The 19,155-nt window shown below is 71.7% G+C and carries 20 protein-coding genes and 1 pseudogene; 7 read left to right on the forward strand and 14 right to left on the reverse strand.

Features of this window, described 5'->3' with window-relative positions:
- Positions 1-90: 90 nt before the first annotated feature.
- The gene (locus KFLA_RS14065; RefSeq protein WP_012920462.1) at positions 91-585 is read right to left on the reverse strand and encodes a SigE family RNA polymerase sigma factor; all 495 of its coding nucleotides are present in this window, start codon (positions 583-585) and stop codon (positions 91-93) included.
- Positions 586-723: 138 nt separating this feature from the next.
- Here KFLA_RS14065 and KFLA_RS14070 point away from each other — a divergent pair, with 138 nt between their 5' ends.
- Positions 724-1,797, forward strand: a complete 1,074-nt coding sequence (locus KFLA_RS14070; protein WP_012920463.1) for a glycoside hydrolase family 172 protein — start codon at positions 724-726, stop codon at positions 1,795-1,797.
- Here the strand turns inward: KFLA_RS14070 and KFLA_RS14075 are convergent.
- The 8 genes and pseudogenes from KFLA_RS14075 to thiO all read right to left on the reverse strand — a co-directional run bounded on the left by KFLA_RS14075 (position 1,794) and on the right by thiO (position 10,085).
- Positions 1,794-3,005, reverse strand: a complete 1,212-nt coding sequence (locus KFLA_RS14075) for a glycoside hydrolase family 15 protein (RefSeq protein ID WP_012920464.1) — start codon at positions 3,003-3,005, stop codon at positions 1,794-1,796. The two genes, KFLA_RS14070 and KFLA_RS14075, sit on opposite strands and share 4 nt — an antisense overlap.
- 19 nt (positions 3,006-3,024) lie before the next feature.
- Positions 3,025-3,906 carry a DMT family transporter gene (locus KFLA_RS14080; RefSeq protein WP_041290085.1) on the reverse strand — a complete coding sequence of 294 codons (882 nt, stop codon included), beginning with the start codon at positions 3,904-3,906 and terminating at the stop codon, positions 3,025-3,027.
- A gap of 73 nt (positions 3,907-3,979) precedes the next feature.
- A complete protein-coding gene (locus KFLA_RS39770; RefSeq protein WP_474537642.1) occupies positions 3,980-4,159 on the reverse strand; it encodes a PASTA domain-containing protein in 180 nt (59 codons plus the stop codon).
- A 30-nt stretch (positions 4,160-4,189) separates the two neighbouring features.
- Positions 4,190-6,010 (reverse strand): annotated as a pseudogene (gene pknB, locus KFLA_RS14085) (Stk1 family PASTA domain-containing Ser/Thr kinase); the annotation flags it as partial.
- A 103-nt stretch (positions 6,011-6,113) separates the two neighbouring features.
- Positions 6,114-7,154, reverse strand: coding sequence for a lytic transglycosylase (locus KFLA_RS14090; protein WP_012920467.1), 1,041 nt, complete (start codon positions 7,152-7,154; stop codon positions 6,114-6,116).
- Positions 7,155-7,899: 745 nt separating this feature from the next.
- Positions 7,900-8,676: a thiazole synthase gene (locus KFLA_RS14095; RefSeq protein WP_012920468.1), complete on the reverse strand. Its 777-nt coding sequence runs from the start codon at positions 8,674-8,676 to the stop codon at positions 7,900-7,902.
- A 9-nt stretch (positions 8,677-8,685) separates the two neighbouring features.
- Positions 8,686-8,886, reverse strand: coding sequence for a sulfur carrier protein ThiS (gene thiS, locus KFLA_RS14100; protein ID WP_012920469.1), 201 nt, complete (start codon positions 8,884-8,886; stop codon positions 8,686-8,688).
- An 8-nt stretch (positions 8,887-8,894) separates the two neighbouring features.
- Entirely contained in the window at positions 8,895-10,085 is a 1,191-nt protein-coding gene (gene thiO / locus KFLA_RS14105; protein ID WP_012920470.1) for a glycine oxidase ThiO, read from the reverse strand.
- Positions 10,086-10,128: 43 nt separating this feature from the next.
- Here thiO and thiE point away from each other — a divergent pair, with 43 nt between their 5' ends.
- From thiE to KFLA_RS14120, 3 genes are read left to right on the forward strand one after another with little or no spacing between them, the layout of a single operon-like run.
- Positions 10,129-10,788: a thiamine phosphate synthase gene (gene thiE, locus KFLA_RS14110; RefSeq protein WP_012920471.1), complete on the forward strand. Its 660-nt coding sequence runs from the start codon at positions 10,129-10,131 to the stop codon at positions 10,786-10,788.
- A 25-nt stretch (positions 10,789-10,813) separates the two neighbouring features.
- The gene (locus KFLA_RS14115) at positions 10,814-11,260 is read left to right on the forward strand and encodes a guanyl-specific ribonuclease (protein WP_012920472.1); all 447 of its coding nucleotides are present in this window, start codon (positions 10,814-10,816) and stop codon (positions 11,258-11,260) included.
- Positions 11,257-11,685: a barstar family protein gene (locus tag KFLA_RS14120; RefSeq protein WP_012920473.1), complete on the forward strand. Its 429-nt coding sequence runs from the start codon at positions 11,257-11,259 to the stop codon at positions 11,683-11,685. Before KFLA_RS14115 ends, KFLA_RS14120 begins: the two co-directional genes overlap by 4 nt.
- Here KFLA_RS14120 and KFLA_RS14125 read toward each other — a convergent pair.
- The 3 genes from KFLA_RS14125 to KFLA_RS14135 are packed head-to-tail and all read right to left on the reverse strand — an operon-like array spanning position 11,682 to position 13,544.
- Positions 11,682-12,407, reverse strand: coding sequence for a YqjF family protein (locus KFLA_RS14125; protein ID WP_012920474.1), 726 nt, complete (start codon positions 12,405-12,407; stop codon positions 11,682-11,684). The genes KFLA_RS14120 and KFLA_RS14125 overlap by 4 nt on opposite strands.
- Positions 12,408-12,429: 22 nt before the next feature.
- Positions 12,430-12,756, reverse strand: coding sequence for a DUF4180 domain-containing protein (locus KFLA_RS14130; RefSeq protein ID WP_012920475.1), 327 nt, complete (start codon positions 12,754-12,756; stop codon positions 12,430-12,432).
- Entirely contained in the window at positions 12,753-13,544 is a 792-nt protein-coding gene (locus KFLA_RS14135; RefSeq protein WP_012920476.1) for an alpha/beta fold hydrolase, read from the reverse strand. The genes KFLA_RS14130 and KFLA_RS14135 overlap by 4 nt, the downstream gene beginning before the upstream one ends.
- A 102-nt stretch (positions 13,545-13,646) precedes the next feature.
- On the opposite strand from KFLA_RS14135, the gene KFLA_RS14140 reads away from it, so the two are divergent.
- Entirely contained in the window at positions 13,647-14,075 is a 429-nt protein-coding gene (locus tag KFLA_RS14140) for a helix-turn-helix domain-containing protein (RefSeq protein ID WP_012920477.1), read from the forward strand.
- 161 nt (positions 14,076-14,236) lie between these two features.
- Here the strand turns inward: KFLA_RS14140 and KFLA_RS14145 are convergent, their stop codons facing one another.
- Positions 14,237-15,310: a polyprenyl synthetase family protein gene (locus KFLA_RS14145; RefSeq protein WP_012920478.1), complete on the reverse strand. Its 1,074-nt coding sequence runs from the start codon at positions 15,308-15,310 to the stop codon at positions 14,237-14,239.
- A gap of 56 nt (positions 15,311-15,366) precedes the next feature.
- Here KFLA_RS14145 and metF point away from each other — a divergent pair, with 56 nt between their 5' ends.
- Positions 15,367-16,281 (forward strand): methylenetetrahydrofolate reductase [NAD(P)H], encoded by a 915-nt coding sequence (metF, locus tag KFLA_RS14150; protein WP_012920479.1) that lies wholly within the window; start codon positions 15,367-15,369, stop codon positions 16,279-16,281.
- A gap of 87 nt (positions 16,282-16,368) precedes the next feature.
- Complete coding sequence (locus KFLA_RS14155; RefSeq protein ID WP_012920480.1) at positions 16,369-16,899, forward strand: SixA phosphatase family protein; 531 nt, start codon at positions 16,369-16,371, stop codon at positions 16,897-16,899.
- On the opposite strand, the gene KFLA_RS14160 is transcribed toward KFLA_RS14155, so the two are convergent.
- Positions 16,896-19,127, reverse strand: coding sequence for a HelD family protein (locus tag KFLA_RS14160; protein WP_012920481.1), 2,232 nt, complete (start codon positions 19,125-19,127; stop codon positions 16,896-16,898). The two genes, KFLA_RS14155 and KFLA_RS14160, sit on opposite strands and share 4 nt — an antisense overlap.
- Positions 19,128-19,155: the final 28 nt, after the last annotated feature.

Here is a 19,155-nt window from a genome sequence, read left to right on the forward strand (position 1 = left end):
ACCCGCGGCGGGGTGTGGAAGGCGGCAAGCACTCGCTCGGCGGCGGGCGCGGTGGACGCGAGGTGCTCGAAGGCCTCGCGAAGGTCGTCTTCAGTGCGCATGGTGGGCTCCGGAGAGGTCGTTGGTCAGCTCGATACGGAGGGCGGCGAGCGCCCGGGAGGCGTGCGCGCGGACCGTGCTGGTCGCACAGCCGAGGGTGTCGGCGATCTCCTGGTCGGACTGCCCGCCGTAGTAGCGCAGAACCAGGACGGCGCGTTGCCGCCGCGGCAGTTTGGCCAGCTCACCGATCAACTGGTCGCGATCGGCCTGCTGGCGAGCGTGATCGGCGACCGGTTCGGCCGGAAGGATCTCGGGCCGCGGCACGAACCGCGACCACTTCCGCCGCCAGGAAAGGAACTCGTTCACGACCATCCGGCGCAGGTACGCCTCCGGCTGGTCGGCGGACCGGACCCGGTCCCAGTGCCGGTGCGCCTTGATCAGGACGTCCTGCACCACGTCCTCGGCCAGGTCGCCACCGCCGCACAGAACGGCCGCGAACCGCAGCAACCGTGGCAGCCCGGCCGGGGCCCACTCGTCGAACGTCACGCCGTCTCCTCGCTCGAACTGCTCTGTCCCACTAAAGACCCGGGCCGGGGCCGATCTGCTGCGTGCAACTTTCCCACCAGGTGAGAAATCGATTTCCTTTCTGCCCGCCGAGCGCCGAACCGGCTTAGGCTCGCCGGCATGACTCTTGGGAACCTGACCGGAATCAGCGCCGTCGTGGCCGTCGAGACCCGCTCCATCAGCGCGGAGAACCCGACCGGCGAGCCCGGCCAGGGCGGCCGCCGGACCGAGGGCACCGGCGCCCACGCGGCCCGCGACCTCGGCCAGGGCTGGAAGGTGTCGCCGTCGATCGAGATCGGTCCGGGCGAGACCGCCGCGCTCGCCGACATCGCCGGCTCCGGCTGCATCACGCACGTCTGGCTCACCACGCACACCGACAACTGGCGCCGGCTGGTGCTGCGCGCGCACTGGGACGGCGACGAGGCGCCGGCGGTCGAGGCGCCGGTCGGGGACTTCTTCTGCTCCGGGTGGGGCCGGTTCGCGCAGGTCAGCTCGCTGCCGGTCGCGGTCAACCCGAACGGCGGATTCAACTGCTACTGGGAGATGCCGTTCCGCTCGCAGGCGACGGTGACGCTGGAGAACACCTCCGACGAGAAGGTGGTCGTCTACTTCCAGATCGACTACTGGCTCGGCGAGGTCGCCGCCGGGTCGGCCTACCTGCACGCGCAGTGGCGCCGGAGCAACCCGCTGCCCGCGAAGACCGTGCACACGGTGCTGGACGGCGTCGAGGGACCGGGGCACTACGTCGGCACCTACCTCGCCTGGGGTGTGAACAGTTCCGGCTGGTGGGGCGAGGGCGAGGTGAAGTTCTACCTGGACGACGACGAGGACTTCCCGACGATCTGCGGCACCGGGACCGAGGACTACTTCGGCGGTGCCTGGAACTTCGACCTCGGCCCCGAGCGCGGCGGCTACGCCGAGTTCAGTACGCCGTACCTCGGGATGCCGCAGGTGATCCGCCCGGACGGCCAGTACGCGAGCCAGCAGCGGTTCGGCATGTACCGCTTCCACCTGCCCGACCCGATCCGCTTCCGGACCAGGCTGCGCGTCGACGTGCAGGCGCTCGGCTGGCGCTCCGGCGGGCGCTACCTGCCGCTGCAGGACGACATCGCCTCGACCGCGTTCTTCTACAGCACCAGGACCAGCACCACGCGTCCCGAAGCGCCCACCCACGACGGTATGGAGATCTGCTAGGGCGTCGGCAGCGGCTTCTCGAGAGCCGCGACGGTCAGGATCACCACCGCCGCGGTCCAGCCGAGGGGAGCTTCGCCGGCCGGTCGAAGATCCCGGTTGAGCTTCTCGGGAAGCGCTCCGCTGGGAGTTCGGTGGGTGTCGAGCCAGTGCAGCAGCTCGGCGGCGGTCGCCCGGTCGCCCCGGGCGGCCGCGCTCAGCGCGAACAGGGCAGTCTGCGGCGTCCAGGCGACGCCGTCGGCGCGCCACTGCTCGCCGGGCGTGACGCCGCCGTTGGGTTGGGTCAGGACCCGGTGGCTGCGCTCGATCGCCGCGGTGACCACCGGACGCTCGGGGGCGAACGGCGGGCCGAGCACAGTGACGATCGCGTCCGCGCTGCCGCCGAGGCCGATGTCGAAGCCGCCCTCCAGGAGTGACACGGCCTCGGCCGGGGTGCGCGGGTAGTCGGGGGCGAACCGGCGCTCTGTTGCCGTTGACAACCGATCGAGGGCCCGCCGCCAGCGGTCGCCCTCGGCGCTGTGGCCGAGCTTCCGGGCGATGGCGACCCCGGACCTCAGGCCGGTGAGCAGTGGCGCGACGGTGCCGAGCGTGACCTCCGACTCCGGCTTCTCCCAGTAGTCGGGGGACGGGCCCGGCAGCCCGTCGTCGCGCAGTTCGGCGACGATCTGGTCGGCCGACTCCTTGACCATCGGCCAGTACCGCTCGAGGTCACGCCCGCAGAACCAGGTCGCCCAGACCACCCAGCCCGATCCGTCGAGCTGGTCCTCCCGCCCGTCCTGCGGTACCGCGCCGGTCTCCGCGACGTACCGGGCCGCCCACCGACCGGCCGCCGGCCGGACCCGGTCCAGGAAGCCGAGCACCTGCGCCGCCTCGTCGTACTGGCCGACCGCGCAGCGGGCCGCCGCCACGAACGACGCGTCCCGCGGCCAGACGAACCGCCACGGCCCGTCCCAGCCGGCCAGGGTCGCGCCGTTCGGCAACGTCAGCGCGTCGAGGTCCGCGAGCGCGTACCGCACCAGCTCCGCGTACGGCGTACCGGCGGCCGGGCCCGGTCCCGGCGGCACCGGCCGTCCGGGGATGCCGTCGGCAACCAGTTGCGGCTGCGGGTTGCGCTCCAGGTTGGAGACGGTGCCGCCGGCAAGGATGGCGAGCAGCGCGGCGATCACGGCGGCCGGGTACCACCGGATCCGTCGCGCGCTGTTGTCCCGCATCAGCGGCCTCCTGGCTTCGCTACTGGGCGAGGTGCTGGACCTCGGCCTCGATCTTGCGTCGCGGCGCCAGTTCCACCAGGTACATCGCCGAGACCACCAGGGCCCCGCCGATCAGCATCCGCGCCGTCACGCTCTCCGACCCGAACAGGACGGCGAACCCGGACGCGAACACCGGCTCCATCGTCATCGCGATCGCAGCGCGGGTCGGGGTGAGGTGCGCCTGGGCCCAGGTCTGCACGATCAGCGCGAGCGCGCCGGCGACCAGGGCCATGTAGACCACCCGGACCCAGTCGCCGCCACCCGACGGCAGCGCGAACCCGCCGGGGATCGCGCCGACCGCGCAGACCACGGTGATTACCACCATCTGCAACGCCGACAGGCCGAACGCGTTGGACGGTGTCGACCAGGCGCCGAGGCCGATGATGTGCAGCGCGTACAGGCCGGCCGAGGCAAGCGTCAGCAGCTCGCCGGTGCCGAGGCTGAAGTCGCGCAGGGACAGCACGCCCAGGCCGACCGTCGCCAGCGCGACCGCGACCCAGGCCCAGCGCCCGATCTTGTGCCGCAGGATGACCGCGGCGAGCAGCGGGGTGAACACGACGTACATGCCGGTCACGAAGCCGGACACACTGGCCGACGTGTGCCGCAGCCCTTCGGTCTGCACGAGCTGCGCGACGCCGTAGGTGATGCCGAGGGCCACCCCCCGGCCGCGGTCCAGGCGGCTCAACCGCGCGATCGCGGGCGGATGCACCAGGATCAGCGCGGCCGCGGCGATCAGGAACCGCAACGCCAGGTAGTCGGCAACGTCCATCCTGGTGAGCAGGTCCTTGGTCAGGAAGAACGTCGATCCCCACGCCGCGGCCACCGAGAGCAAGGCGATGACGGCGATGCGGGGGTGGTTCACCAGCAAAGCTAACCAGACACCTGACAGCGCCGCCAAAAGCACCGGAACCGCTCACCGGCGAGGGCGCGCCCGGTCAGACGACGGTGACGACGACCGTCGTGCCGGGCTGGGCCTTCCGGCCGGCGGCCGGGTTCTGGCCGGCGACCAGGTTCAGGCCCAGGTGGAACGGTGCCTGCTCCACCTTCACCGTGAACCCCGCGTCGGTGAGGATCTTCTGCGCCTCCGCCAGGCCCTTGCGGCGTACGTTCGGCACGTCGACCAGCGGCGGGCCCTTGGAGACGACCAGCTTGACCTTGTCCTTGGCGAACAGGGTGCCGCTGCTCGGGGTCTGGCTGACGACCGAGCCGGCCGGCACCTTCTCGTCGTACTCGTCGGTGCGTTCGACGGTGAAGCCGGCCTTGCGCAGCGTGCGGCTGGCTACCTTGACCGGCTTGCCGGTGGTGTCCGGGACGGTGATCGGCCGGCGGCCCTGGCTGACCCAGAGATTGACCGTGTTGCCCGGCTTCATCACCGTGTCGAACTTCGGCGTGAACGTGATCACCCGGCCGGCCGGCACCGTCTCGCTGTAGCTGTCGGTGACCCGGCCGGTGACCAGCTTGATCGAGTCCAGCGCCCGCTTGGCCGCCTCCAGGTTGAGCCCGGCGAGCTGCGGAACGCGGTAGCGCTCGGGTCCCTTGGAGACGATCAGCCCGATCTCGCCGTCCTTGCGGATCCGGTCGCCGGGCGCCGGACTGGTCTCCATCACCTGGCCGCGCGGCACGGTCTCGGAGAAGTCCTGGTTGGCCAGGGTCGTGCGCAGGCCGACCTCACCCGCCTTCGCGGAGGCTTCCGTGGCGGTGAGGTTGAGCAGCACCGGCGTCGCCGTGTAGCGGTGGATGCCGTAGTACCAACCGGCCGCGCCGACACCGATCGCCAGGGCGAGGACGGCGATCAGCGCGATCAGCCCGCGGCCCTTGCGCGGCGGCTGCGGCGTCACCCGGGTCGCCGGCGGGGGTGGCGCGCCACCCGGCTCGAACGGTACGACGATCGTGTCGTTGCGCCGGGCCGGCTGGTGGTACCCGTTCGAGTACGCCGGGTCGTGGTACCCGTTCGCGGAGGCCGGCTCGTCGGCGTACTGGTCGCGGCGGTGCTCGACGTAACCGGTGCCGCGGGTGTAGCCGTCGTCGTAGCCGGACTCGTCGCGCATCGCCTGCAGCGGCACGGTCAGGTCGCCGGTCAGGTCGGGATCGTCCGGGAGCCCTTCCTCCAGCGCGCTCCGCACCCGCCGGACCTGCCGGCTCAGCACCCGCGCGTCGGCCGGCCGCAGATCCCGGTCCCGGGCGGTCGCCCGCTGCACCAGCGCGTCGACGTACGGCGGGATGCCCGGCTCGAGCGCGGACGGCGGCGGCACGTCGGCGTGCACGTGGGCGTAGGCGACCTGGATCGGGGTGTCGCCGGTGTGCGGCTTGCTGCCGGTCAGCAGCTCGTAGAGCAGGATGCCGGCGGAGTACACGTCGGACCGTGCGTCGGCGCTGCCGTCGGTGACGAGCTCGGGAGCCAGGTAGGAGACCGTGCCCATCAGCAGGCCCTGGGTCGCGGTCTGCCCGGTCGTGGTCACTGCCCGGGCGAGGCCGAAGTCGGCGACCTTGACCGTTCCCTCGTCGGAGATCAGCACGTTCTCGGGCTTGATGTCGCGGTGCACGATGCCGGCGTCGTGGGCCGCGGAGAGCGCGGACAGCACCGGCGTCAGCAGGTCGAGCGCGCGGGCCGGGGACAGCGGCGCCTGCTGGCGGATCACGTCGCGCAGCGTCCGGCCGGGCACGTACTCCATCGCCAGGAACAGCGTGCCGTCGTCCTCGCCCTGGTCGAAGACCGCCACCACGTTCGGGTGCGACAGCTTCGCGGCGGCCCGCGCCTCGGCGACGAACCGGCGGCCGAACTCGGCGTCGTCGCCCATGCCGAGGTGCATCACCTTGAGCGCGACGACCCGGTCCAGCCGCATGTCGAGGGCCTCGTAGACGGTCGCCATGCCGCCCTTCGCGACGCGCGCACCCACGCGGTACCGCCGGTCGAGCACTCGCCCGACTAGGCGGTCGCCAACCTGGGTGTGTACGTCGTCCGTCACGTGCGGTGAGCCGCCTCTCGAAGCCTGTCTGCAATGAGAGTGTAAATAAGCGGTCCGGGCGCGGCTCCACCGCCGCGCCGGGACCGCCCAGGGTCACGCACTGCTACGCCGGGTTCCAGCCGCTCTCCAGCTGGGCCTTGATCCGCAGCACGCTCTTCACGTACTGCTTCGTGTCGGCGTACATGCCGTTGCGCCGTACGCCGCCGAGGCCCTGGTAGTAGCCGGCGATCGCGATGTCGAGCTTCGCGGCGGAGGTCAGATGATCCAGCAGCACCACCCCGGCGGTGATGTTGTCGCGCGGGTTCAGCAGGTCCAGCTTGCGGCCGACGATGCCGGAAGTGAACCGCCCGGTGGACGGGATCACCTGCATCGCGCCGACCGCGTTCGCCGGCGAGACGACGCGCTGCTTCCAGCCCGACTCCTGCCAGGAGATCGCCAGCGCGAGCTCGGGATCGACGCCGTACCGCTTCGAAGTGCTGACGATCATCGACCGGATCTGGCCGCGGCCGGGCAGCTTGCGGGTCTTCAGCGTGGCCCGGTTCCGGTCGGCGGCGCTCACCACGGTGTCGGAGTAGATGCGCCCGGCAAACGTGTTGTTCTTCTTCTTGGCCTTCTTCGGAATCGGTTTGGCGACCGGCACCGGGACCTGGATCGGCTTGCCCACGTAGATCCGGTCGCTGCGCTGCAGTCCGTTCACCGCCAGCAGGTAGCGCTGCGTGACGTGGTACCGCCGGGCGATGCCGCCGATCGTGTCGCCGGACTTCACCAGGTAGGTGATCCGCCCGCGGCTGCTGGTCGCCCGCGGCGCCTGCTTCGGCTGCGCTCCGGGCAGCCGCAGCGTCTCACCGGCGTAGATGGCGTTGCCGTTGCCCGGCAGGTCGTTCAGCGCGACCAGCGTCTTCACGGTCGTGCCGTACCGCGCGGCGATGTGACTCAGCGTGTCACCCTGCTTCACCTTGTACTGGCCGAACCCCGGCGAGCCCGCGGTGATCAGCCCGGCCGCGATCAGTGGCACCGCGAACCCGGTCAGCACCTTCGCGACCGTACGCCGCCGGCTCCGTGGCGCGGTGGTGTGTTGCTCGGAAACTGCGCTCGGCTGGACGTCTTGGGCGGGCTCCGTCGGCTGAGTGTGCGTGCTGCTCATCATCCATCTCCCCGTGTCAACGTCCTTTGACCGTAAGTGGTGGTGCTGATGAGACAACAGGTGTCAACGGTGCCGAAGTTACGGCTGTTACGTAAGCTTTACAGTTCAGGACTGAACTACATGCATGTGGTTCACAATCGTCGCTCCGGAAGGGGTTTACGCACAGATGCCGGTGGCAACTGATGCTGGAGGCATCTAATGGGGTTTGCCCTGGCGGCGGGTGGGAATCCGCCTCCGTTGGGTGTGCCGAGCCGGAGCGCGATGGGTTAACCCATGAGATGCATGGTTGGCCCGCCAGAATCTGCTGGGCCAACCATGCATGCGATGGGTTGACCCACCGGAGTTGGCGCGATGCCCGGGACCACCCGCCCCAGTGCGCGACCAACCCAGCATCGCTCAGCGCCGATCCCGTACTGCGCCGAGGTCCTGCCCCGAAGAGGGTGGAGCGGGGTACAACGGCTATGCCACCACCGGCCGGGCTGTGACAGGCAGCACCGGGACGACCGGTGGGGGACTCCACAACCGCTTACGCGGACATCCGCACCAGCCGCAAACCACCAGCACCGCTGAGCGACGACCACCCGTACTGCGCGGAGGTGCCGGCCGGGAACAGGCTGGCCCGGGCTACGTCACCACTGGGCGGGTGGGCTGCAACCGGCGGCACCATGAACCACCAGAGGGGGAGTCCACAACCACCTAGCCCACCACCCCGCCGTACCAGCCCTGGCACACGAGCGCCCCGACGCTACAACGCGGCTCGACCTTCCAGCGGCGACGACGCCTGCGCCGCGTGGTACCGGCGCGGGATCCGCCCCGCCAGCCGCGCGTTCCGTCCAGCGGTGACCGCGTCGCGCATCGCGGCGGCCATCAGTGCCGGCCGTTCGGCCCTGGTGACAGCCGTCGCCAGCATGACGGCGTCGCAGCCGAGCTCCATCGCCAGCGCTGCCTCGCTGGCCGTGCCGATCCCGGCGTCCAGCACCACCGGTACGCCGGCGGCTTCGGTGATCATGCTGATGTTGTGCGGGTTGCGGATGCCGAGTCCCGACCCGATCGGTGCGCCGAGCGGCATCACCGCCGCGCAGCCGGCCTGTTCGAGCCGGCGTGCGAGGATCGGGTCGTCGTTGGTGTAGGCCAGGACCGAGAAGCCGTCGGCCACCAGGATCTCGGCGGCGTCCAGCAGCTCGACCGGGTCCGGCAGCAACGTGTGGTCGTCGGCAACGACCTCGAGCTTGATCACGGTGGTTTCCAGCGCCTCCCGCGCCAGCCGGGCGGTCAGCACGGCTTCGCCGGCCGTGAAGCAGCCGGCGGTGTTCGGCAGGACGGCGATGGAGTGCTTGCGCAGGACGTCGAGCACCGAGCCCTGCTGGTTCGGGTCCAGTCGCCGGAGCGCGACGGTGGTCAGCTGAGTGCCGGACGCGACCAGCGCCTCCTCCAGCACTTCGAGGCTGGGTGCGCCGCCGGTGCCCATTACCAGCCGGGACGTCAGTTCGTGCCCGGCGATCACCAGGGTGTCGTCGCTCATGGCTTCTCCTCAGCCCCCTTGGACCGCGGTGAGGATCTCCACCCGGTCGCCCTCGGCCAGTGTCGTCGCGGTCCACTCCGCACGGGTGACCACGGCCTCGTTCACGGCGACCGCGACCCCGACGGGGCTGCGGGCCCACCGGGCGACCACATCGGCGACGGTGCTGCCGGTGTCGAGCTGCTCGGTGCTGCCGTTGACGGATACGTTCATGGCCTCGCTCACCTCACTACCTTAGGCACTTCCTCCGGCGCGCCCTGCGGCCGGCCGCCGTGAGACCTGAACCGGCTCGCCAGGAACGGCTCCGCCAGCTCCGGCAGTACGCCGGTCCGCACGGTTTCCGCGATCACCTGCGCCGTGATCGGTGTCAGCAGTACGCCGTTGCGGTAGTGCCCGGTCGCCCACACCAGTCCGTCGAGCCCGGACGCCCCCAGCACCGGCGCGTTGTCCGGTGTGGCCGGCCGGAGCCCGGCGAGTGTCTCGACCAGCTCCAGCTCGTCGATGACCGGCAGCACCATCCGGGCGTCACGCAGCAGCGCGAACACCCCGCCGGCCAGGACCCGGGTGTCGTAGCCGAGCTCGGACGTCGTCGCGCCGACCACCAGCTCGCCGCCGGGCCGGGGGACCAGGTAGACCGAGAAACCGCGCGCGGTCGCTCGGACGGTGTGGTTCAGGGCTGGGCGATAGGCCTTCGGGACCTGCAGGCGAAGGATCTCGCCTTTGACCGGTCGCACGGGCGGTCGCAGCTCGGCGGGAATGCCGTCGAGCTGTGCGGTCCAGGGGCCGGCGGCCGCGACGAGGTGCGGCGCGAGCACGGTGTCGCCGTTGTCGAGCTCGACGCCGACAGCCGTCGTACCGGTGGTGAGGACGCGGACGACGCGTTGCCGGATGAGCTGTACGCCGGTCAGCTCGACCGCGCGCAGCAGAGCGGCAACCGTCTGGCGGTTGTCGACGGAGTGGTCGCCCGCGACCCACACGCCCGCGGTGACGCCCGAAGCGAGCAAGGGTTCGCGTTTGCGGGTCTCGCGGCCGGTGAGCTGCTCGACCTCAAGGCCCAGGCGTCGTTGGTAGTCGGCGAGCCGGTGGAGGGCGGCCGCGTCGTCGGCGTCGTACGCGACCGAGAGCGTGCCGGTGCGGTGCAGACCGGCCGGGAGGCCGGTGACCGCCTCGAGCTCCTCGGCGAAGGCCGGCCAGGCGGCCACGCCGGCGAGATTGAGCGCCAGCAGGGCGTCCTCGCCGTACTCGACTTCGGTGACCGGGGCGAGCATGCCGGCTGCGACCGAGGACGTCTGACTGCCGGGTGTCGGATCACATACCGTCACCTGGATACCGTCTGCAGCGAGCCGCCAAGCGGTCGCCAGACCGATCAAGCCGCCGCCGACGACCACGACCTCGGATCTCAGCTCAGCCATGCGGCCAAGCCTACGACGGTATACACATGGCAGGCTTGGGCTTGTGACTGAGCACACCGCGCCACTCCGCGACCGACTCGACGCCGCCCGGCTCTACCTGTGCACGGACGCCAGGGAGAAGCAGGGCGACCTCGAGCAGTTCCTCGACGCAGCACTCGGCGGTGGGGTCGACATCGTCCAGCTCCGGCAGAAGGAGATGGAGGCCGCCGACGAGCTCGCCGCGCTGGAGGTCTTCGCCGACGCCTGCCGGCGGCACGGCAAGCTGCTGGCGGTGAACGACCGGGCCGACGTCGCCTTCACCGCCGGGGCGGACGTCCTGCACCTGGGACAGCGCGACCTGCCGGTGCCGGCCGCGCGGGCGATCACCGGACCCGACGTGATCGTGGGCCGGTCGACGCACACCTTCAGCCAGGTCAACGCCGCGGTCGCCGAGGCCGGCTCGGACTACTTCTGCGTCGGGCCGACCTGGGAGACGCCGACCAAGCCGGGCCGGACCGCCGCCGGGCTCGACCTCGTCGCCTACGCCGCCGGCCGGCCGCAGGTGAAGCCGTGGTTCGCGATCGGCGGCATCGACCTGGAGCGGCTGGACGAGGTGGTCGAGGCCGGCGCGACCCGGGTGGTCGTGGTCCGCGCGATCACCGAGGCCGACGACCCGGCCGCCGCCGCCGCGGAGTTCGGCCGGCGGCTGCGAGCGGCCGGATGACCGCGCGTCCGGCGGGAGTGGGCCGATGATCAACAACCCGAAGATCGCCCGGATCGTCGCGGCGGTGGTGGTCGCGATGCTGGTGATCACGCTCGCCGCCAGCCTGTTCGGCTGCGGCGCGTCGGGCCAGGCGTCGACCCGGTCCGCGGCCCCGCCCGCGAAGGACCCGGTCAGCGGACTGGCCTTCGTGGCCGCCGCGGACCTGCCGGCCGAGGCGCGGGAGACGCTGAAGCTGATCGATCAGGGCGGCCCGTTCCCGTACCGCCGCGACGGCGTGGTGTTCGGCAACTTCGAGCGGCTGCTGCCGCAGAAGCAGCGAGGGTACTACCGGGAGTACACGGTGAGGACGCCCGGCGAGAAGGACCGCGGCGCCCGCCGGATCGTGACCGGCAAGGGCGGTGAGCGTTACTACACCGAAGATCACTACGAGTCGTTCCGCCGGGTCGCGGCGGACGAGGGGACCGGCGAATGACCGACCTGCGCGCGCTGCTGGACGACGGACTGCGCCCCGGCGTCTACCGCTGGCGCTCCGCCGCAACCGCCGACCAGGTCCGTCGCAGCGTGACGTCGGCCGGCTGGGGCTTCGTCCTGCTCGACACGACGGCGGTGCACGACAAGACCGGCTTCCTCGATGTCTGCGCGACCGCGTTCGACCTGCCGCGCTGGTTCGGCCGCAACTGGGACGCCCTGGCCGACTCTCTCGGCGAGCGGTCCACCGGCGAACCGGAGGTGGTTCTCTGGGAGGGCTGGCGGCAGTTGTTGGACCTCGACCACGACACGGTCGACGTCGCGCTGCAGATCTTCGGCGAGGACGCCGGCGAGTCCGGCCAGCTGCGGATCGTCCTCCGCGAGGCCGACGACGTACCCGACCTCGTCAGCGACCTGCCGGTCGTCTAGGGCACCTGGCGCGGAAGGCCGAACACCGCCGGTACGCCGGGGCTGTAGGCCACGTGGTCCGGTGGACGGGCGCTGAGCCCGGGCAGTCCGACCGAGGCGAACAAGCCGTTGTCCTGCAGGTCGACCAGTTCGGCGGACTGCAGCGTCCACGCCGGATGCTCGTTCGGCAGGTACCAGGTGCGGCCGGCCCGGGCGACGTGGAGGCCCCAGCGAGCGGTCAGGAAGTGCTCGAAAGGCCCTGGGGTCAGCGACGGCCCCGGGCGCACGGTGACGCTGCTTGACGCGGCGACCCGCGGCCAGCGCAGGTCGGTGGTGTAGGTGTGCAGGCCATCGACCTTCTGGTGCTGCATGCGGGCCCAGCGGTAGGGCAGGCCGAACACCGACCGCGCCGCGGCGACGGCGTCCGGGCGGTCGGCGTCGAGGCTGAGGAAGACGACACCGCGCCGCCCGGTCGCGTCCACGGAGTACAGGCGGACGTTGGTCTCCAGGAAGCCCTGGAGCAGCGCCGGGCCGCGCGGGAAACCGATGTTCGCCATCCGGAAGGGGACCAGCCCGACATAGCTGAGCCCCTCGAAGCTGTCCGGCGCCGTGCCCGGCGGAAAGTGGTGGGCGATGGCCGACGGCTCCACCGCCCAGTGCAGGAACGACAGGTCGAGCCAGTCCTGGCGCAGGAGCCTGGGCCGGGGGAGTGCCGGTGCGTCCGCGCTGACTGCTTCGGCCATACCCGCAATCTAGCCCTCGCACCTACCCGTGGAGTCGCCGCAAGGTGTCCAGGTCCGGCACGAACCACAGCTGCCGGCCCCGGTTGCTCTCCCGCACCCAGTCGCGGAACGGCGTGCTCGCCGCCTCGTACGCCGACACGTCGCCGACCACCGCGAGCCCCATCCCGTACTGCGCGAACTTCTGCACGATCTCCCCGGCCACGCCCGTGCTCAGCTCGAAGAACCCGGCCGGCAACTGCTCGACCGTGAGCGCGACCCACTCCGCCCGGTGCCAGTACGACGCGTTGCCGATCAGGTCGATCGCGCTCTGCACGTCGGTGATCGCAGTCTCCGCCACGTCAATGGTCATCGCGGCCCCCGGAGGAAGTCCAGCACCCGCTCGGTCTGCAGCGGCAGCAGGTGCCCGGCGCCCGGAATCACCACGGACCGTCCGGGCAGTCGCCGTGCGGTCGTGGCCGAGTCGAGCATGCGGTCCTCGCTGCCGACTATCGCGAGCAGGTCCAGCCCGGCCAACTGCTCGTCGGTGAACACCGGCAGCTTCACCCGCCGCGCGACGAAGTGCTTGTGCACCAGCAGGCCGAAGTCCAGGTACTTGCTGCTCAGTCCCGCCGGCACCGGACCGATCACCGACGTCACCGCGCGCCGAAGACCCCAGTGACCGAGTGGCGCCAGCATCAGCGCGGGCAGCAGCCGGAGCACCTTCTGCCGGCTGAACCCGGTCGGCGCGAGCAAGGCCATTCGCTGCACCCGCCCGGGCCGCCGGGTCGCGTAGTCGAGCGCGAACCAGGCGCCCAGCGACATCGCCACGATCGAGAACCGGTCGACCCCGAGCGCTTCGAGCACGTCGTCCAGCCACTCGGCGTACGCCGGGGAGCCGATCGCCGGTCGGGGTGGAGCGCTCAGCCCGGGCTCGCTGAGGCCGTCGATCGCGTGCACCCGGAAGCTCTCGCTCCACCGCGGCACGTCGCCCGACCAGTCGACCGTGGTCCCGGCCGAGCCGTGCAGCAGGACCAGCGGGGGCGCATCGGCCGGACCGCTGGAGACCACGAAGGTCGGGCCCTGGCGGGTGTCCACCAGGCGTTGCTCGCTGGGCACCGGCCAGTCCGCCAGCAGCTCGCGGTACCGAGCATGCACCATGGACTGTCCCGGGAGGGATCGATACGTCATGTACCAAAATTACCCTATTTATCCCTATTGTGGAATTTATAGGGAATTATAAGGAATCGAGAGGGTTGGCCGATGCGGCAGGAGTTGTACTCGGTGGAGCAGGTCGCGGAGCAGTTGGGCCTGCACGTCCGGACGATCCGCAACTACGTGCGCGACGGCAAGCTGAAAGCGACCCGGATCGGCAAGCAGTACCGGATCACCCGGGAGGACCTGGAGGCGTTCACCGGCACCTCGATGGCCGTGCCGGCCGGCGGAGGGCTGGCTCGGCACGCCGAGGTGTCGAGCATCGTCCAGATCGACGGCCTCGACCGGGCGGGCGCCGACCGGCTCACCACCTACGTGACCGCCTCGATCAACCAGGGCGACCTCGGCCGGCTCCGCGTCGAGCTCGCGTACGACGAGACCCGCGAGGTGCTCAAGATCATCGTGCTCGGCGACCTCGGCGTGACCGCGGACCTGCTGCGGCTGATCGACATGGTCGCGACGTCGGCCCAGCCGTAGCCGGCCGGACCTGCACCACTCAGCAACCCCGCCCGCGCAGGCGTGGCCTGGCGGGGTCAGGCGGCCAGGACTGCGCGTTCTGCCCCACGCGGCGGGTTGATGAGTGGTGCAGGTCCGGCTCCGCCTTCAGTGGTGCCCGAGTCGACTTCGCTGGCCCGGGATCAGAGCTGCCGGGAGGTCGCCGCGATCGCCAGGTCGGCCAGCGCCTTGCGGGACGCCTCGTCCTCGATCGGGGAGCGGTCCAGCGCCTGGAGCGCGTCCTCGGTCCGCTCGCTGATCAGGTCCTCGCAGGCCTGCACCGCGCGGCTGTCCTGCAGGATCTCGCGCAGCAGCTGGATCTCGTCGTCGTCCAGCTCCGCCCGGCCGAACAGCCGGTCGAACTCCGTCAGCTGGACCGGCGACATGTGCTCGGCGGCGTAGGCGACCAGGACCGTGCGCTTGCCTTCGCGCAGGTCGTCGCCGGCCGGCTTGCCGGTGACGCCCGGGTCGCCGAACACGCCGAGCAGGTCGTCGCGCAGCTGGAACGCCTCACCCAGCGGCAGCCCGTACGCCGACAGCGCGTCGATCAGGTACTGGTCGCCTCCGCCGAGCGCGGCGCCGATGTGCAACGGCCGCTCGACCGTGTAGGTGGCCGACTTGTACCGCAGCACCCGCAGCGCCCGGTCCATGTCCGCCTCGCCGCTGGCCTGCGCGACCAGGTCGAGGTACTGACCGGCCGTCACCTCGACCCGGACCGCGTCGAAGAACTTGGACGCCCGGGCCAGCGCTGCCGCGTCGAAGCCGGAGGTGTGCATCATCTCGTCGGCCCAGATCAGGCACAGGTCGCCGAGCAGGATCGCCGCGCCGATACCGAAGCCGACCGGGTCGCCGCCGGTGCCGCTCGCCTCCGTCCGGGCCCGCTGCAACGCCTCGAACCGCTTGTGCGCGGCCGGCGCGCCCCGGCGTACGTCGGAGGAGTCCATCACGTCGTCGTGCACCAGTGCGCTGACGTGCAGCATCTCCAGGCTCGCCGCGGCGGTCAGGATCGGCCGCTCGGGGTCGCCCCCGGCGGCGCGGAAACCCCAGTAGCAGAAGGACGGCCGCAGCCGCTTGCCACCGCTGGTCGCGTCCCGCGCGGCCTGCACCTGCTCGGCCAGCTCTGGGCCTATCTCGGCCAGCCGCTGCTGCTGGAGATCGAGGAACTCGGTCAGCGCGCGCTGGACCTCGGTCGGGATGTCTGCGTCGTCGGCATGCACGTCTCGGAGGGTAGTCGGTCGACCCGCGCGAGCCCATGCCCCGGTAGCCTGGGGGGATGGTCAACGGTCTTGCTTCGACGCGTCCCGGCAGCACGCCGACGATCCGTGAACTGCTCGCGACGGGTGACCGCTCCTTCTCGTTCGAGTTCTTCCCGCCGAAGACGCCGGAGGCCGAGGAGGTGCTGTGGCGGTCGATCCGCGAGATCGAGCAGCTCCGGCCGACCTTCGTCTCGATCACGTACGGCGCCGGCGGCACCACCCGCGACGGCACCATCCGGGTCACCGAGCGGGTCGCCCAGGACACCTCGCTGACGCCGCTCGGCCACCTCACCTGCGTCGCCCACTCGCGCGACGAGCTGCGCTCGGTGATCGGCGCGTACGCCGGCGCCGGGGTCCGCAACGTGCTGGCCCTGCGCGGCGACCCGCCGGGCGGTCCGCGCCAGCCGTGGGTCGCGCACCCGGACGGCCTGAACCACGCGGTCGAGCTGGTCGAGCTGGTCCGTTCGCTCGGCGACTTCTGCGTCGGCGTCGCGGCGTTCCCGGACAAGCATCCCGAGGCGAGTGACCTCGACTTCGACGCCCGGGTGCTGGCAGCGAAGGCGAAGGCCGGCGCGGACTACGCGATCACCCAGATGTTCTTCGGCGCCGACGACTACTTCCAGCTGGTCGACCGTGCCGCGGCGCTCGGCTGCGACATCCCGATCCTGCCCGGCATCATGCCGGTGACGAACATCAAGCAGATCCACCGGATGGCCGAGCTCACCGGCATGGCGCTGCCCACCGCGGTCACCGACCGCCTGCACGCCGTCGAGCACGACCCGGCGGCGGTCCGGGCGGTGGGGATCGAGATCGCCAGCGAGCTCTGCGACCAACTGCTGGCCGGCGGCGCTCCCGGCATCCACTTCATCACCCTCAACCGCTCCACCGCCACCCGCCAGGTCTACCTGAACCTGCAAGGCACCACGGTCTAGCCGGCCGCCCGGCTCGACCTCTGCCGCGCTCGGAACGGCGGGCGGTGGGGGCTGCGTGCGGAGTGGTGTGACGGCTAGGGTGACGTGATGGCTGACCCGTCTGATCTGGTGATCGACCGCACCCTCGTCCTGTTGCGGCACGCGAAGGCCGTGCCGCCGGAGTCGATGACGGACCTGGACCGTCCGCTGGCCGAGCGGGGCCGGGCCGACGCCGCCGCGGCCGGCCGGTACTTGGTTGCCGAGGGCATCGAGGCCGACCTGGTGCTGTGCTCTCCGTCGGTCCGCACCCGGGAGACCTGGCAGTACGCCGCGGAGGCGGGCGCCATCGCCACCGACATCTGGTACGACCGGCGGATCTACAGCGCCGGCACCGACGGCCTGCTCGACGTGATTCAGGAAGCCCCGGCCGAGGCCCGCACGGTGATCCTGATCGGCCACGCCCCGGGCGTCCCGTGGCTCGCCGATGAGCTGGCCCTCGACGGCACCAGCCCGAACCGCGTCGAGCTCACCCGCAAGTATCCGACCAGCGGGCTCACCGTCCTGCACCACACCACCCGCTGGTCCGACCTGGCCGCCGACGACTGCGACCTGGTCTCCTACGTCGTGCCGCGCGGCTAGGGCCCGCCATCGGACCCGTGCGGCGGGAGCCAGTGGGTCGAGCTGTTGATGGTGATCATGCGCTGCGTCGCCCGCGTCAGTACGACGTACAGCGCCCGCACGCCGCCGAGGGTGTCGCTGACGATCCGGTCCGGCTCGACCACCACGACGGCGTCGTACTCCAGGCCCTTGGACTCCAGCGGGGTCAGCGCAGCGATGCGGGGGTTGTCCAGCTCGGCGAGCACCGCGTCGACGCCCGGCCGCAGCTTCGGCGGCACGATGACGCCGACCGTGCCCTCGACCAGCTCGAGCAGTTCCCCGGCCGCGTCGCCGGCGGCCTCGGCGACCTTGCCGGCGTCGAAGACGCGGAGCTCCGGCTTGACCCCGGTCCGCCGGACCGCGTCGGGCAGGTCCGCGTCCGGGATCTGCTGCCGGATCACCTCGCCGGCGAAGGCGTAGATCTCCGCCGAGTTCCGGTAGTTCGTCGACAGCCGGAACGTGTGCCGCTGCAGGTGCGACAGCATCGTCTCCATCGCGGTCCGGGCCTCGTCCGGGTCCGGCCAGGAGCTCTGCGCCGGGTCGCCGACGATCGTCCAGCTGGCCTGCGGTCCGCGCCGGGTGACCATCCGCCACTGCATGGGGGAGAGGTCCTGCGCCTCGTCGACGAGCACGTGCGCGTACTCCTCCGGCTCGTCCGCGTCCGCCGCGGCCGCCGCCCGGGCCCGCCGCTCCGACGTGGTGAGCACCTCGTTGACGCCGTCCGACAGCCCTTCCAGCCAGTCGAACTCCTCGTCCTTGCCGGCCTCCACGACCGGCGGCCGGCCGAGCAGGGTGGTCAGCTCGTCGAGCAGCGCGACGTCGGCGACGGTGAGCTCGTCGGTGCCGGCGATGCCGGCCGCCAGCGTCTCGATCTCGGCCGTGGTCAGGTCGTGCCGGGCCCAGCGGGTCAGCCGGCGCGGGTCGCCGAGCCAGCGCAGGACGGCCTGCGCGGTCAGCACCGGCCACCACGCCGCGAAGAACGACCGGTACGCCGGCAGGTCGGTGACCGCGTCGCCGAACGACTCGCGATCGCCGTACACGCCGTTGCGCAGGTCCTCGGGGAAGCGGCTCCACAGCGCGGCGACCAGCCCCTTGCGGGCTTCGGCGGCGGCACGGTTGCGCGGCGTCCGACGCAGCGCGTTGCGGCGGACGTTGTCGAGCTGGTTCGCGTCGAGTTCGACCGTGGCGCCGCCGACGAACACCCGCAAGCTGGTCGGCGCGCCGGGCACCCGGTCGCGCGCGGCGCGGGACAGCACGCCGCGCATCCGCAGCGAGCCCTTGATCGCGGCGACGTCGGCCTCGTCGATCGCGGTCGCCCGGACGCCGTCGACCAGTTCGCCCACCGCGCGCAGGGAGACCGTGTTCTCGCCGAGGCTGGGCAGCACCCGCTCGATGTAGGCCATGAACGCGGCCGACGGGCCGACCACCAGCACCCCGCCGCGCTCGAACCGCCGCCGGTCGCTGTAGAGCAGGTACGCCGCGCGGTGCAGCGCCACGACCGTCTTGCCGGTGCCGGGACCGCCGCCGATCACGGTGACGCCGCGGGCGGGGGCCCGGATCGCCTTGTCCTGCTCGGCCTGGATGGTGGCGACGATGTCGCGCATCGTGTGGCCCCGGGCCCGTGACAGCGACGCCATCAGCGCGCCCTCGCCCATCACCGGCAGGTCCTCCGGCGCGCGCTCCGGCGCCAGCAGGTCGTCCTCGATGCCGATGATCCGGGCGCCCTTGTTGCGCAGCACCCGGCGTCGGACGACGCCCAGCCGGTCGGTCGAGGTGGCCCGGTAGAACGGCTCGGCGGCAGGCGCCCGCCAGTCGATCACCAGCGGCTCGTACTCCGCGTCGCGGACGCCGATCCGGCCGACGTACAGCTTGTCCAGGTCGCCGGCCCGCTCGGCCGCGGGCCGGTCGTCGCCGCCGTCGGAGTCGAGCCGGCCGAACACCAGGCCCTCGTGCTCGGCGTCCAGCTCCGCGATCCGCCGGGCGGCGGCGAAGACGAGCACGTCGCGCTCGTACAGCCCGGTCTGCTCCTCCTCGCGGACCCGGCCGACGTTCTGCGCCTGGGCACGCTGGTGCCCCTCGACCGCGATCCTGGACGCGGACCGGGCGGCCTCCGCGACCCGGTCGTAGACCCGGTCGACATGCTGCTGCTCGGCCTCCAGCTCAGCCCGCTCGACCGTCTCGGGATCGGGTGACGTGGGGGTTTGGTCCACCGGGGTCCTCTCTACTGCCGGGGACACT

Source organism: Kribbella flavida DSM 17836 (assembly GCF_000024345.1).
Taxonomy (GTDB): Bacteria; Actinomycetota; Actinomycetes; order Propionibacteriales; family Kribbellaceae; genus Kribbella; species Kribbella flavida.

Excerpts from the sequence above, each read along its gene's own strand:
- KFLA_RS14070 (WP_012920463.1), top strand. The coding sequence starts at position 724 with ATGACTCTTGGGAACCTGACCGGAATCAGCGCCGTCGTGGCCGTCGAG.
- KFLA_RS14075 (WP_012920464.1), bottom strand. The coding sequence starts at position 3,005 with ATGCGGGACAACAGCGCGCGACGGATCCGGTGGTACCCGGCCGCCGTG.
- KFLA_RS14090 (WP_012920467.1), bottom strand. The coding sequence starts at position 7,154 with ATGAGCAGCACGCACACTCAGCCGACGGAGCCCGCCCAAGACGTCCAG.
- KFLA_RS14095 (WP_012920468.1), bottom strand. The coding sequence starts at position 8,676 with ATGAGCGACGACACCCTGGTGATCGCCGGGCACGAACTGACGTCCCGG.
- thiS (WP_012920469.1), bottom strand. The coding sequence starts at position 8,886 with ATGAACGTATCCGTCAACGGCAGCACCGAGCAGCTCGACACCGGCAGC.
- thiO (WP_012920470.1), bottom strand. The coding sequence starts at position 10,085 with ATGGCTGAGCTGAGATCCGAGGTCGTGGTCGTCGGCGGCGGCTTGATC.
- KFLA_RS14115 (WP_012920472.1), top strand. The coding sequence starts at position 10,814 with ATGATCAACAACCCGAAGATCGCCCGGATCGTCGCGGCGGTGGTGGTC.
- KFLA_RS14120 (WP_012920473.1), top strand. The coding sequence starts at position 11,257 with ATGACCGACCTGCGCGCGCTGCTGGACGACGGACTGCGCCCCGGCGTC.
- KFLA_RS14125 (WP_012920474.1), bottom strand. The coding sequence starts at position 12,407 with ATGGCCGAAGCAGTCAGCGCGGACGCACCGGCACTCCCCCGGCCCAGG.
- KFLA_RS14130 (WP_012920475.1), bottom strand. The coding sequence starts at position 12,756 with ATGACCATTGACGTGGCGGAGACTGCGATCACCGACGTGCAGAGCGCG.
- KFLA_RS14135 (WP_012920476.1), bottom strand. The coding sequence starts at position 13,544 with ATGGTGCATGCTCGGTACCGCGAGCTGCTGGCGGACTGGCCGGTGCCC.
- KFLA_RS14140 (WP_012920477.1), top strand. The coding sequence starts at position 13,647 with ATGCGGCAGGAGTTGTACTCGGTGGAGCAGGTCGCGGAGCAGTTGGGC.
- metF (WP_012920479.1), top strand. The coding sequence starts at position 15,367 with ATGGTCAACGGTCTTGCTTCGACGCGTCCCGGCAGCACGCCGACGATC.
- KFLA_RS14155 (WP_012920480.1), top strand. The coding sequence starts at position 16,369 with ATGGCTGACCCGTCTGATCTGGTGATCGACCGCACCCTCGTCCTGTTG.